The organism is Lentzea sp. NBC_00516, from assembly GCF_036346835.1.
Classification (GTDB): Bacteria; Actinomycetota; Actinomycetes; order Mycobacteriales; family Pseudonocardiaceae; genus Lentzea; species Lentzea sokolovensis.
Genome location: NZ_CP107840.1, coordinates 4,550,945 through 4,564,148, shown reverse-complemented (window position 1 = coordinate 4,564,148; position 13,204 = coordinate 4,550,945). Strand labels below are relative to the sequence as shown.

Genomic DNA, 13,204 nt, shown 5'->3' with positions numbered 1-13,204 from the left:
TTCGAGGAACGGGGAGATCAGCCGATCAGCACCGTGCCCGTCAGCACGAGGACGACGATCACCGTGGTCGAGAGCAGGCCCAGCAGCAGCACCGCCGGGCCGGAGCGGATCAGGGAACGCAGGCGCACCGCCGTGCCCAGGGCGAACATGCCCGCGGCCAGCAGCACGTTGTCCACGAACGTCGCCGCCGACAGCACGACGTCGGGCAGCAGGCCGGTCGCCCGCACCGCCGCCATGGCGAGGAATCCGAGCACGAACAACGGCACGATCGGCGGACGCTGCCCGGACGTCGGGTACTTGAGACGTTCGGCGAAGCTCACGGCGGCGAGCATCGGCGCGAGCAGCACGACCCGCGTCAGCTTCACCGCGACGGCGATCGCCAGCGCGCCGGTGACCGGTCCAGCCGCGGCGACGACCTGCGCGACCTCGTGCACGCTGCCGCCCGCCCACACCCCGTACTGCGCGGGTGTGAGACCGGTCAGCGGGAACAACGCGGGCAGGCTGAACATCGCGACGGTGCCGAAGAGCGTGACCAGGCCGAGCGCCTTCGCGACGTCGTCCTCGTCCTGCTCGCGCACGCTGTTCATCGCGGCGACCGCGGAGGCGCCGCAGATCGAGAAGCCGGTCGCGATCAGCAACGACAGGCCCTCGCTCACCCCGAGCACCCGGCCGAGCCACCGCGTCACGACGAACGTGACGACCACGGCGACGACCGCGAGCAGCAGGATCTCGTAACCGAGCTTCAGCACGTCCTGGAAGACCAGCTTCAGTCCGAGCAGCACGACACCCAGGCGCAGCAGACGGCGTCCGGCGATCTTCACACCCGGAGTGACCGACCGCGGCAGCGTCACGACGTTGGCCACGACGGCACCGAGCAGCACCGCGACGGTGAGCGCGCTGACCGAGGGCTGCAACCAGGACACGACCATCGCGACCGCGACACCGCCCGCGACCAGGGCCAGGCCGGGCAGCACCGAGTCGGTCGTGCGCGGAGTGGTCCTGACGATGCCCATACCGCCAACCATGACCAGTGCGAGCTATGCGCAGTAGATGGCCATTTGTTGGGGGCTTATAAGGCGCGCTTATGCCTTCGCCGACGCGGAGATCAACGCGTCCACCGTCGCGCGCATGATCGGCAGTTTGATCAGGTCCGGCCACGTGTAGAGCGAGGTGAGCCGTTGCGCCGCCGACGCCACCTCGACCACCGTCAGACCGGGGTGCTTCAGGAACGACAACAGCAGCCGCGGCACCAGCGCGACGCCCAGACCTGCGGTGACGAGACTCTGGATGGCCAGGTTGTCGTCGGTGGAGCAGGTGATGTCCGGGACGAACCCGGCCGCCCCGCACGCCACGTGCAACGCGCGCTGGCACCGCACACAACCGGCGATCCAGCGTTCCTCAGCCGCCTCGGACAACGACACGCGTTCGCGACCGGCGAGCCGATGCCCCGAGGGGACCAGCAACGCGAGCGGTTCGCGCAGCAACGGCACGCTCAGCATGCCGTTGACCGTGGCCTCGTCCTGCGGTTCGTCCAGGTAGCTGAAGCTCAGCACCACGTCGACCTCACCGCGCCGCAGCAGCGCGAACGAGTCCGGCGGCTCCTCCTCGACGAGCTCGAGCCGCAGCTGAGGCCGTTCCTCTGCCAGGATCGCCGCCGCCGCGGGCACCAGGGAGACGTTGGCACTGGGGAACGCGCAGATCCGGATCGTGCCGATGTCGTGCGTCGCGATCGCGCTGACCTGCTGGTGCGTCGTGGCCAGCTGGTCGAGCAGGTCCGACCCGCGTTCGGCCAGGATCCGCCCGGCCTCGGTGAGGTGCAGCCCGCGACCCGTCCGCACGAACAGCGGTCCGCCCACCTGCCGTTCCAGCGCCCGCATCTGCTGGCTGACGGCGGGCTGGGTGCAGTGCAGCAGTCGTGCGGCGGCGCTGAACGATCCGGTTCGCGCTACCGTCGCGAAGACCTCGAGCTGGCGGGTGTCGAACATTTCCGCACTCTAGGGCCTGTATCGAGGTCTGGTCCGCGATGAAGGCCCTAAGCCTCACTTGCCGGTGACGAGCGAGTCCAGCGTCGCGCCGTTGTGCTCGCCGCAGTGCCGGCGGGAGGCGTCGAGCGTCATCGGCTTGTCCGCCTCCGCGGGTGTGCCGACCTGCCCGAAGAGCCGTCTGAGCAGCTCGACCTGTTCGTCGACGCCCGCGCGGAGGAAGTCGCCGCAACTGGACTTGACGGTGAGCCGGTCGTCCGACGGCATCAGGTCCACCGGTCCGAGGATGAACAGGAACGCGATGATGATCGCGAGCCCGAACCCGATGACCGCGCCGCTGGTGGAGCTCTTGCGCGGGGCCAGCCAGATCTCGGCCTGTTCCACGAACGGCTCGGCGGGCGACAGCTCGGTGTCGATCCAGAACTCGACGCTGTCGCCGCCGGTCACGTCGAACTGGACGTGCCCGGCGGCGAGCATGATGCGCACTATCTGGCCGCGGTCGTAGGAACCCGTCCAGAACGGCTCGGGCCGCACGAGCACCAGCCGGTCGGGCAGCAGGAACACGACGTCGCGCTCGCCCCTGGAGAGCCGCTCGGTCTGGCCGGGGCCGACGACGGTGCCGGCCAGCCGGGCCATCACCAAGGCGTGTTCGTGCTCGTCGAGGGCCTCGGCGGCCGACGACCACAGATCGGGTTCCACGTCACTGCTATCGCTGCAGGCAGGGACGTTAGTTAGCCGTGGCCGCCGAGGTTCCTCCGAATGCCGTTCTAGAAGGTCAGCTTCCAGGAGTTGATGTAGCCGGTGTCCTGCGCGGCGACGTCCTTGACCTGCAGCTTCCAGGTGCCGTTCGCGACCTCGCTCGACGCGTTGACCGTGTAGCTCGCCACGACGTTGTCGGCACCGTCGTTGCTGCTCGAGGCCTTGAGCCGGTACGCCGTGCCGTCCGGGGCGATCAGGTCGATGACCAGGTCACCTCGGTAGGTGTGCACGATGTTGACGTCGACCTTCAGCGTCGCCGGGGCGTTGCCGGTGACGCCCGAGACCGCGATGGGGCTGGTCACGGCCGCGCCAGCGTCCGGGATGGCCACGTCGGCGGTGTTCTCGAACGAGTTGCCGGGGGGAGTGCCGGTGTCGACCGCGGCGAACGCGTCGGCGCGGCCCTCACCGAAGAAGTTGTTCTTCGCCGCGGTGCCGCTGCACCGGCTGTCGGAGCAGCTCAGGTCGTCCGCCTGGGTCGCCAGCAGCGTGCGCAGCTGGGCAGGGGTGGCGGTGGGGTTGGTGGACTTGAGCAGCGCGGCGACGCCCGCGACGTGCGGGGAGGCCATCGACGTGCCGGACTTGGAGCCGTAGCCGCCACCGGGGACCGTGGAGTAGACGCTGTCACCGGGTGCCGAGATGTGGATCTTGTCGGTGCCGAAGTTCGAGAACGACGACTTGGCGTTGCCCGAGGTGATCGACGCGACGCTGACGACGCCGGAGAGCTCGGTCGGGACGCTCAGGCAGGCGTTGGTGACGGTGCGCGTCGCCGGGGTGGAGTCGTTGGGGCTGGTCGTGTCACGGGACTTGCTCGCGAGGTTGTAGTTCTCGTTGCCCGCCGCGGCGACGTTGAGCACGCCCTTGCCCTCTGCGTAGGCCACCGCGCGCTTCACACCTTCGAGGATCGCGTCCTGGTCGGCGTTGTCCGGGCAGTTGAACAGGAACGGGTCGGTGTAGTAGCTGTTGTTGGTCACCTCGAAGCCGCGGTCACCGGAGAAGACCATGGCGCAGATGGTGTTCTCGGGGAAGAACAGCCCGCTCGGCTTCTCGGCGATGCGCACCGAGGCGATCTTCACACCGGGTGCGACACCGACGACGCCACGCCCGTTCTTGGCCGCCGCGATCGTGCCCGCCACGTGCGTGCCGTGCGTGTCGGTGTCACGCCACGAACCCGCACGCGTGTCGAGCTTGCCGTAGGCGCACGAGCCGGAGTTGGCGGCGTCGAAGTTGCTCTTGAGGTCGTCGTGCAGGTCGTCGACACCCGTGTCGAGCACACCGACCGTGACACTGGACGACCCCAGGTTCTTCGCCCACGCCCTGTCGGCGCCGATCTGAGTCATGTCCGAGCGCACCGGCTCAGTCGTCGACGGGGCGGCCTGCGACTTCGCGGCGGGAACCGGCGGGTTCGCCGCCTCGGCGGGGATGTCACTGGTGCGCGTGGCACCGACCTTCTGCACACCGCTGATGGCGCGCATCTTGGTGGCGAAGTCAGCGGCACCAGAGTGCGCGACGATGACACCGATGGCGTCGTAGCTCGTCCACACCGTGCCACCGTTGCCGCTCACAGCCGTCGCGGCACCGGCAGTGGCACCGGGCGCCGTGATGACGAGATAAGCACGCGTACCTGCGGCGGGTGCCGCCGCGGCGGGGGTGGCCGCCGTCAGCACACCGGCGCCCACGGCCGCGGCGATGACCGCGGTCCGCAGGCGTGATCGTGAACCCAGGAACACGATTCCTCCAACTCCTAAGCGGGCGTCGCCCGCGCACTTCGCGCAGGTGCAGGGGCCCGTCAGACTCATTAGAGGAGGCAGGACGGCATTCAGGACGCGCGATTTCAGAAATGCCCCGTTCGGCTCACTACGAACGTCGCACGTCAGGCGTGGCGCGTGAACAACCCGACGAAGTGGTTCATGTCGGCCTGCACGCACGCTTCGTCCGCGTGCTTGCCCGTGCAGCCCGGCGCCCACCCGCTGCCGTCGCCGTAGTCGGAGAAGTGGAACCCGATGCCCGCCGCGGTGAGGTTGGCGGCCGTGACCAGCGCCGTCTCCCTGGCCCGGTGCTCGAACACCGCCTGGATCGGGTTGACCGTCAGGTCACCGCCGTTGCCCGTGTACAGCGCGATGCCCATGCCCCTCAACGACGCCACGTTGTGCGCCGGACTCTGGGCGTTCCAGATGCCGTCGAACGGCCAGATCGGCGGCCCGAAGACCGCGTCGACGTTCACGGTCGGCGTGCCACTGGCCGGGTTGACCAACGTGGCCGTGATCGCCGCGCGCAGTTCGGAGTTCCGCAGGTCGAGCCCGCCGGAGAAGCTGCCGGCGTAACCGAACAGGTCGGGCCGGTGCTCGGCGTAGTGCAGTGCCCCGAAGCCGCCCATCGAGTGCCCGACGATCGCGCGATCCGCCTTGGCCGCCTTCGTGCGCAGGTTGGCGTCCACGAACGGGATCACCTGCTCCAGGTGGAACGTCTCCCAGTTCTGCGGCCCCGCGGCGCCGGGGTTCACCCAGTTCGAGTACCAGCCGCGGCCGCTTCCGTTGGGCTGCACGGTGATCAGGTCCGTCCCGGCCGTCGCCTTCTCGACGACCCGCTGGTTCCACTGCGCGTCGGGCCGGTCGGGGTGGCCGTGCAGGTAGTACTGGACCGGGTAGCTCTTGGTCGTCGCGTTGTAGTCGTCCGGCAGCGTGACGACGATGGCGTGCCTGCCGGGTTCCTGGCCCTCCAGGAGAGTCGGCGTGGGCACCTGGTTCGTGGACACGCTGAAGATGAACGTGCGGTGGTTCTCGTCGACCCAGCGCGGCTGGCTCGTCACGACCAGGCCGAATCCGTCGGTGAATTGCGGTGGCGCCGCGTCTGCGGCTTTTGCCTCGGGACTGGACAACGCCAGTGCGGCGGTCAGCACGGCGAACAAGCACGTTCCGCGTTTTCGCGCGGTGCGAAATCGAATCGACATGGAATTCCCCCTCCGGTTTCCTTCCGAGCACGTCGATCATGGCGTTGTGCCTCCTCAGCGGCCAGGCCACAGACCGGCCATCGGTGGCCGGGTGGACACGCCGAGCCGCATTCCGGGACCCTGACGCCATGACCGAGCCGTCGAAGCAGTTCCCGATCCGGGCAACGGCCTCGGGATTCGGTTCGGAGCTGAAACTGGGTGCGGCGCTGCGGCGAAGAAACGACCTGATGAATTCGCAGGCGGAGAAACTCGCGGAGACCGTGAGCCGCCGCTGCCGCCGGGAGGAGGAGAACCGCGGCTTGTACGACCCCGGCCCGCTGGCGGTCCGGTGGTGGCCGCGGACCGCCCTCGGCGCGGGGAAGGAGGGGGACACGATCGCGGACGTCTACGAGAACGCCCCCGACGGACGGCTGGTCGTGCTCGGCGAGCCCGGCTCCGGCAAGACGATGCTGACGATCCGGTTCGTCCAGGAGTTCGTGCGGAAGCGCGCCGCCTCGGACCCGGTGCCGGTGATCTTCAGCCTCGCCTCGTGGGACCCGGCGCGCCTCGGCCTGCGCGACTGGCTGATCGAACGGTTGCTGCGCGACCACACGGGCATGGACGCACGGGTTCCCGGCGGCACGAGCCTCGCCGCCGAACTGGTCGAGGACGGCTGGATCCTGCCGGTGCTCGACGGCTTCGACGAGATCGCGTCCGGTCTGCACGACAGAGCGCTGGAGAAGCTGAGCTGCTCGAAGCTCCCGTGGTTGCTGACCAGCAGGCTCGGCGAGTACGAGAAGGCGAGCCGCCCGCTCGCCAGGGCGGCGGTCATCGAGCTGTCCGGCGTCACCGCGGCCGACCTCTCCGCCTACCTGCCGGACACCGGTGAGTGGGCGCCGGTGCTCGCGGAGATCGAGGCCCATCCGGAGGGCCGCCTCGCCGAGGTGTTGCGGACACCGCTGATGGCGTCCCTCGCGCGAAAGGTCCACAGCGGTGCCGAGAGCCCGTCCGCGTTGCTCGACGCGAAGCGGTTCCCGGACGAGCCCGCCACCGAGGAACACCTGCTCGGCGCGTTCGTACCGGCCGCCTACCGCGACTGCCGCCGGTGGGATGCCGACGACGCCCGCCGGTGGCTCGGGCACCTGGCCCGGCTCGGAACGCGGGATCTGGCGTGGTGGGAGTTCGGCGGCACGATGAGCCGTTTCCGGCGCATCGCCTCCGTCGGGCTGGCGGTGTCACTGCTGACCGCGCTCTTCGACTGGATGGTCTACCTGCCGGTGTACTCGGCCGAGACAGGCGTGGCGAAGGGCGTGCGCACGGCGTTGCTGGAGGGCATGTTCTTCGCACCTGCCGCCGGCATCATGTTCGGCCTGATCTACGGCGTGATCACGATGCGAGGCCACGTCGTCAGGCCGTCGCGGGTACGACTGCGGCTGTGGGGCCCTCGCACGGGACGGTCCGTGCGCGGCTCGATCACCCTCGGCCTGAGCGGAGGATTCGGGCTGGGAATCGGCTACGCCGTGGTGACCACGCTGGTGCGCATGTTCTTCGGCGAGTTGTTCGGAGGCGTCCCAGAGGACGTGACCGGCGCCGATGTGCTCGTGATGACGGTCGTCAACTCGATCGTCTGGAGCCTGGTCTTCGCCATCGCGGGTGGTGCGGTGCTCGGCCTCGCGGCGGTTCTCGAGTCGCCGCTCGACGTCAGCAGAGCCTTCGACCCCGTCAGCCTTCTGGCCGAGAACCGCGTGACCGCCCTGCGTCAGGCCACGGCGCTGGTTCCGGCGGTCACCCTCATGTTCCTGTTCAGCGGCTACGTGGTCGTCAAGCTGCTCAACGGGGTCGTCGGCGTCCTGGACTCGCGGCTGCTCGCCCTTGTCGCGATCGGAGGCATCAGCGGCTGCGTCGGTGCGCTCGGTTACCTGGTCACGTTCACCGCGTGGGGCCAATGGCTGATCCTGGTCCGCTTCTGGTGGCCCGTGACCGGGCGGATGCCGTGGGCGATGATCGCGTTCCTCGAGGACGCCTACGAACTCGGCGTGCTGCGGCAGTCCGGTGCGAACTACCAGTTCCGCCACGAACGGCTGCGCGACCACCTCGCCCGCCACTAGTCCGCGGCAGCGCGATACGCGTCCAGCAGCAGGCCGTGGAAGTGGTGCACGCCGTGCTCGGACAACCCGGTCCCGGCAGGGTCGTAGACGATCCGCCCCTGATCGAACGCCGGCGTGCGCATCCCGCGTTGCACGCTCTCCACGATGCCGATGTCCTGCTGCTGCAACACCTCGTCGATGTACCGGACGCCGTCCAACTCCGCGGCGGTCAGGTCGGCGGTCTCGAAGTAGAAGTCCCACGTCTCGTGCGTGCGGTCCGGGCCGTCCGGGAGGATCTGCAGCACCATGAAGTTGGATCTGCCGGGGTAGCGCAGCAGGCACGTGTTGGGCCACAGCCACCACACGGCGTGCTGGTTGACCGTCGCGCCGGACACGTCGTACGCGCTGTTCGCCTGTTTGCCGGCTTCGGCGAAGTGGCTCGACCAGATGCCGTGCGTCTTCACGTCGTAGGTGCCCATGTCGACGAGGTCCACGAACTCCGGGTGCGCGATGTGGCAGTGGTAGCACTCGAGGAAGTTGTCGACGACGTTCTTCCAGTTGGAGTCGATCGTGTACGTGAGTCTGCGGGCGTGCGTCAGCTTGGCGACGTCCGGTGCCCAGTGCGGCCTTCAAGTCGCCGCTCAGGTCGTACGTCCACGCGTGGTACGGGCAGACGATGTTGCGTGTCACGCCGCTGCCGGTCAGGAGTTCGTGCGCGCGGTGTTTGCAGACGTTGTAGAACGCGCGGAGGATCCCGGTTCGGTCTCGCACCACCACGATCGGCATGCCTGCCACGGTCGACGCGACGTAGCTGCCGGGTTCGGTCAGTTGTCCGACGTGGCAGATCCATTGCCACGTACGGGAGAAGACCGCGCGGTCTTCGAAATCGGCCCAGAGAGGTTCGACGTACGCCTCGGCTCGCAACGACATCGAACGCGCGGGATCGGGGTGGTGACCGGTGGCGATGCGATGAACGTCCTCCGCCGTGACCTTCATGTGTCCCAAGGTAGAGCGTATTGAACGGTCGTTCAAGAGAGTGCGATGTCCTCGCACAGCGCGACAGCCCGGCGCAGTGACGCGCGGTCGAGGCCGAGCAACGCGGTGAGCCACATGCCGTTCTGGATCACGTCGACGTCCGCCGCCCGTTTCGCGCACTCGTAGCGGGACAGTTCCGGTCGTGCCGCGCGGATCAGCCGCGCCAGCCCGGCGCGGTACCGGCCCTGTGCCTCGGTGTTGATGCGCTCGAACTCCTCGCCGGCCTGCGCCAGCGACCAGAGCTGAAGCCGCAGCGACAGGTACTCGGTCGTCAGGAACTCCGGGTCGGCCACCCGCCGCAACGCGACCCGCAGCCGTTCGGCGGGAGGCAACGACGGATCCGGCTCCACCAGGGCGATGTCCTGGTCCTCGATGCGGCGCAGGGCCGCGCAGATCAGGCTGGTCTTGTCGTCGTAGTGGTAGTTGACCAGGCCGAGAGCGACGCCGGCTTCCTTTGCCACGGCACGCATGCTCACGCCGCCGATGCCGTGCCGGGACAACAGGGTCAGGACGGCGTCGAGGATGCGTCCGGCCGAATCAGTGCTCACCCGCCGAGCCTAGAACGGTGGGCAGGCGTTCGAAGCCGCGCAGGATGCGGGTCGGGCGGCGCCGCGCGCCGGGCAGCGTGGCGAGGTCCGGGAAGCGGTCGAAGATCGTGCGCAGGCCGATCTCGCCCTCCATGCGCGCGAGCTGGGCGCCCAGGCAGTAGTGGCGGCCGGCGCCGAACGACACGTGGTCGCGGGCGTTCGGGCGGGCGACGTCGAACGCCGCCGGGTTCTCGAAGACCGACGGGTCGCGGTTGGCTCCGGCGAGCACGGTCGTGACGAGCTGGCCTCGGTGCACGGGGATGCCGGCGATCGTGGTGTCGCGGGCGCACATGCGGCCGGTCAGCAGCACCGGTGGATCGTGGCGCAGCACCTCGTCCACGGCGTTGCCCCACAGCTCCGGGCTTGAACGAAGCGTCTCGAGTTGCGCGGGATGCTTGGTGAGCAACGAGATTCCGTTGCCGAGGAGGTTCACGGTGGTCTCGAAACCGGCGGCCAGCACGAGGCCCGCGGTGGCCTTCAGCTCGCGTTCGGTGAGGCCTACGCCGTCCTCGCGGGCGGTGATCAGGCGGCTGAGCAGGTTGTCGCCGGGGTTGGCGCGCAGGGAGTCGAGGTGGCGGGAGAGCCAGGCGTCGAACGTGTTCAGGCCGGTCTCGACGTTGCGGAACACGCGCCACGACAGGCCGAGGTCCAGGCTCGGTGCGGCGGCCGCGCCGAGAGCGAGGACGGTCGCGCGTTCCTGGGGTGGCACACCGAGGATCTCGCTGATCACGGTGACCGGCAGCAGGCCGCAGTAGGCCTCGATCAGGTCGACCGGGCCGGCCGGGTCGAGGTCGTCGAGCAGGTCGTCGGCGATCTGCTGGGTGCGGGCACGCAGCTGTTCGACGGCGCGGGCGGTGAAGACGCGGGTGACGAGCTTGCGGTAGCGGGTGTGCGCGGGCGGTTCGACGGCCAGCAGCGACGGCGGCTGGACGGGGTGCATCACCTCGGTTGCCGACCACGCGGCGAGTTTGCCGAGGATGCCGGCGCCGAAGCGCGGGCGAGCCGTCACGAACGCGTCGTCGGACAGGATCGCCTTGACGACCTCGTGTCGTGTGGTCGTGTGGCCGATCTTCGTGGCGGCGAGCGGGCCTTGCGCGCGGATCTCGTCGAACAGGCCGGTCAGATCGGCGCCGGTGGAGGCCTCGACGGTGATGCGGCCCTGCAGGTCGCCGCGGCGGGCCGCCAGGCGCAGCACGGCACGCGGCAGTGCGTGGCCGATGCTCCAGCGCACCGCGGGTTTGACGTGCTCCTCAGCCAGGCTCGTCACGGTTCGCAGCGTGCCCAGTACGCCGCTGCGAGTCAAGGTCTCGGCCATCCGGTGGAACCCGAGGTCCACTTGGGACGACGCGCTAGGGTGCCGCGCCATGGAGCTCCGGGCGCTGCTCGACCGCATGGACGACGACCGCTTCAGACTCGAGGCCGGGGACTTCGTGCGCGAGCAGGCGATCACGACGTTCGACGGGCTGATCGAGCTGATCACCACCTCCGAGGACGGTCAGGTCGTGCGGCAGGGCTACCGGGTGTTCTCCCTGGTGCGGGCGGACGACGAGACCTACCTCGACGCGTTGCGGCACCCCCATCACGGGATCCGCCGGGCGGCCGCGAGCATGTTCCGGGGTGAGACGGCGCTCAAGCACGCGGCGACGCTCCTGCCCGTGCTCGCCGACGAGGACCACTACGTGCAACGGGAAGCGTTGTGGGCGTTCGGGACCATGGGACCGGATGTGTTGCCGTTGCTGCAAGAAACCCGCCGCACGGCCAAAGGCGCGTTGCGCAGGGGAGCGTTGATCGGCATCGCGGAGGTCGCCGGACCGGACGCGTTCTCGCCGGAGGACCGCGAGGTGGTCGACCGGTTCGTCCGGTTCAAGCTCGAAGACGACCTGTACAGCGTCGACGAGATGCACCTCTGCGGCGGCTGGTACGCGATCAAGACCGAGAACCAGGCGGCGGTGCTCGAGGTCTGCGGGCTGCGGGAACCGGTGCCGGTGACCAAGGTGCTGGGCGCCCAGGCCTGGAACAACGACCACCACGCGTGGACCAAGGACGACGAACACGTCCGGTGCGCCAGGGTGTACGTCACGGGTTCGTGGGACGGCTGGACGCTGGTGTTCGGCGAGCCGTTCGAGCACGCGACCCGTCCGGTGACCGAGATCTGCGCGGTGCTGAGCGCCGTGTTCGGCGAGGCGCACTACTACGGCATGAGCTGCGGCGACGGCTGGACGGCGTGGTGCGTCGCGGAACAGGGCGAGATCGTCCGCTACTACGACGCGTTCAAGCCGGACGACCAGGTCGGTGAGCTCGACGTGGAGGACGGCCGAGGCCTGCCGCACGACACCAGCGACGAGAACGACGACCTCGACGACATCTGGGCCACCGAGATCGCCGAGGAACTGTCGGTCAACCCCGGCTACTTCGAGGGCGACGTCGAGGGGCACGGCGTGCTCGCGCTGACCGAATGCGGCCGCACGCACGGCTCTCCCAAGGGCTACCTGCAGGTCATCAGCTAGGCCGTGTCCTGCAGGTCTCGTCCCCGATAGTCGCGGCCGAGGGCCCCGGAGGCGGCACCGCCGGAACGCCCGAATACGCCCGGTATGAGGGCGCTCCGGCGGCACCGCCTCCGGGTCTCTCGACCGTGACTCTCATCGAACGGACCTGCAGGACACGGCCTAGGCCTGGATGACAGGCACCTCCAACGCGCGCACGGTCTCGTTGTCCGCGTCCGTGATCACGCCGGCGACCTCGGCGAACGGCAGCACGGAGAACCGCGACGCCGTGCCGATCTTCTCCGAACTGGCCAGCACGTAGGTGTCCGCGGCCTGATGGGCGAGCGCGCGCTTCATCGCGGCCTCGTCCGCGTCACCGGTCGTGAGCCCTGCTTCGGGGTGCACGCCCGTGACACCTACGAAGAAGAGGTCGGCGTGCACGCCTCGTGCGGCTTCTACGGCAGCGGCACCGCACGCGACCATCGAGTGCTTGAACAGCCGCCCTCCGATGACGTAGACCTCCACGTCCCGGTGCTCCTCCAACGCGCTCGCGATCGTCGGACTGTGCGTGACGACCGTGGCCTGCAGATCGAGCGGTAGCGCGCGCACGACGGCAAGCGTGGTCGTGCCGCCATCGAGGATCACGGTGCTGCCCGGTTCGATCAACGCGGCCGCCGCTCGTGCGACCCGTTGCTTGCCATCGACCTGCACGCCCTGACGCGTGGCGTAGTCGGCGATGGCCGGGGATACGGGCAGTGCGCCGCCGTACACGCGTTGGCAGAGGCCCGCCGCCGCCATGTCACGCAGGTCGCGGCGGATCGTGTCCTCGGAGATGCCGACTTCGGCGGCGAGGTCCTTGGCGACGATCCGGCCGTCGGTGCGCAGTCGTTCGAGCAGCAGGTCACGGCGTTGGGCAGCCAACATGCACGTTTCTCCTTGTTTTTGCCGAGTCTTGCACATTATGGTCGGTGGCATGCTGATTCTGATCGCAGGGCCCTACCGATCCGGCACCGGGGACGACCCCGCACTCATGGCGCGCAACCTCGAACGGCTGGAGGAGGCGGCATGGCCGATCTTCCGCAGCGGCCACGTGCCGATGATCGGCGAGTGGGTCGCGCTGCCGGTGCTGCGCGGCGCAGGGGGAAGCTCGCCGACCGACCCGATCGCGTCCGAGATCATGTACCCGACCGCGCAACGCCTGCTGGAACGCTGCGAGGCGGTGCTGCGGCTGCCCGGTGAGTCGACCGGCGCGGACGAGGACGTGCGGATCGCCCGCGAGCGCGGACTGCCGGTCTACCACCGGGTCGAGGACGTCCCCGGCTACCGCGCGGCCTAGTGGCGCGGC

12 protein-coding genes and 1 pseudogene are annotated in these 13,204 nt (G+C 69.3%); 3 read left to right on the top strand and 10 right to left on the bottom strand.

The window, feature by feature from the left end; genetic code table 11:
• Positions 1-17: 17 nt before the first annotated feature.
• The 5 genes from OG205_RS19805 to OG205_RS19785 all read right to left on the bottom strand — a co-directional run bounded on the left by OG205_RS19805 (position 18) and on the right by OG205_RS19785 (position 5,688).
• On the bottom strand, positions 18-1,013 hold the full coding sequence (locus tag OG205_RS19805; protein WP_330277714.1) for a YeiH family protein: 996 nt from the start codon (positions 1,011-1,013) through the stop codon (positions 18-20).
• Between the two features lie 69 nt (positions 1,014-1,082).
• Entirely contained in the window at positions 1,083-1,985 is a 903-nt protein-coding gene (locus OG205_RS19800; RefSeq protein WP_330277713.1) for a LysR family transcriptional regulator, read from the bottom strand.
• Between the two features lie 54 nt (positions 1,986-2,039).
• Complete coding sequence (locus tag OG205_RS19795) at positions 2,040-2,681, bottom strand: hypothetical protein (protein WP_330277712.1); 642 nt, start codon at positions 2,679-2,681, stop codon at positions 2,040-2,042.
• Between the two features lie 68 nt (positions 2,682-2,749).
• The gene (locus OG205_RS19790) at positions 2,750-4,468 is read right to left on the bottom strand and encodes a S8 family peptidase (protein ID WP_330277711.1); all 1,719 of its coding nucleotides are present in this window, start codon (positions 4,466-4,468) and stop codon (positions 2,750-2,752) included.
• 143 nt (positions 4,469-4,611) lie between these two features.
• Positions 4,612-5,688, bottom strand: a complete 1,077-nt coding sequence (locus tag OG205_RS19785; protein WP_330277710.1) for an alpha/beta hydrolase — start codon at positions 5,686-5,688, stop codon at positions 4,612-4,614.
• A gap of 128 nt (positions 5,689-5,816) precedes the next feature.
• Here OG205_RS19785 and OG205_RS19780 point away from each other — a divergent pair, with 128 nt between their 5' ends.
• On the top strand, positions 5,817-7,775 hold the full coding sequence (locus OG205_RS19780) for an NACHT domain-containing protein (RefSeq protein WP_330277709.1): 1,959 nt from the start codon (positions 5,817-5,819) through the stop codon (positions 7,773-7,775).
• On the opposite strand, the gene OG205_RS19775 is transcribed toward OG205_RS19780, so the two are convergent.
• From OG205_RS19775 to OG205_RS19765, 4 genes and pseudogenes are all read right to left on the bottom strand, one after another.
• Positions 7,772-8,353, bottom strand: coding sequence for an RHO alpha subunit C-terminal catalytic domain-containing protein (locus tag OG205_RS19775; RefSeq protein WP_330278194.1), 582 nt, complete (start codon positions 8,351-8,353; stop codon positions 7,772-7,774). The two genes, OG205_RS19780 and OG205_RS19775, sit on opposite strands and share 4 nt — an antisense overlap.
• A gap of 37 nt (positions 8,354-8,390) precedes the next feature.
• Positions 8,391-8,684, bottom strand: a pseudogene (locus OG205_RS46815) (aromatic ring-hydroxylating oxygenase subunit alpha); the annotation flags it as partial.
• A gap of 98 nt (positions 8,685-8,782) precedes the next feature.
• Positions 8,783-9,337 carry a TetR/AcrR family transcriptional regulator gene (locus OG205_RS19770; RefSeq protein ID WP_330277708.1) on the bottom strand — a complete coding sequence of 185 codons (555 nt, stop codon included), beginning with the start codon at positions 9,335-9,337 and terminating at the stop codon, positions 8,783-8,785.
• Positions 9,327-10,691, bottom strand: a complete 1,365-nt coding sequence (locus OG205_RS19765; protein WP_442916828.1) for a cytochrome P450 — start codon at positions 10,689-10,691, stop codon at positions 9,327-9,329. The genes OG205_RS19770 and OG205_RS19765 overlap by 11 nt, the downstream gene beginning before the upstream one ends.
• A 49-nt stretch (positions 10,692-10,740) precedes the next feature.
• Here OG205_RS19765 and OG205_RS19760 point away from each other — a divergent pair, with 49 nt between their 5' ends.
• A complete protein-coding gene (locus tag OG205_RS19760) occupies positions 10,741-11,883 on the top strand; it encodes a HEAT repeat domain-containing protein (protein ID WP_330277706.1) in 1,143 nt (380 codons plus the stop codon).
• 159 nt (positions 11,884-12,042) lie between these two features.
• On the opposite strand, the gene OG205_RS19755 is transcribed toward OG205_RS19760, so the two are convergent.
• The gene (locus tag OG205_RS19755) at positions 12,043-12,783 is read right to left on the bottom strand and encodes a DeoR/GlpR family DNA-binding transcription regulator (protein ID WP_330277705.1); all 741 of its coding nucleotides are present in this window, start codon (positions 12,781-12,783) and stop codon (positions 12,043-12,045) included.
• Positions 12,784-12,832: 49 nt separating this feature from the next.
• Between OG205_RS19755 and OG205_RS19750 the strand changes: the two genes are divergently transcribed.
• On the top strand, positions 12,833-13,195 hold the full coding sequence (locus OG205_RS19750; RefSeq protein WP_330277704.1) for a DUF4406 domain-containing protein: 363 nt from the start codon (positions 12,833-12,835) through the stop codon (positions 13,193-13,195).
• Positions 13,196-13,204 lie beyond the last annotated feature (9 nt).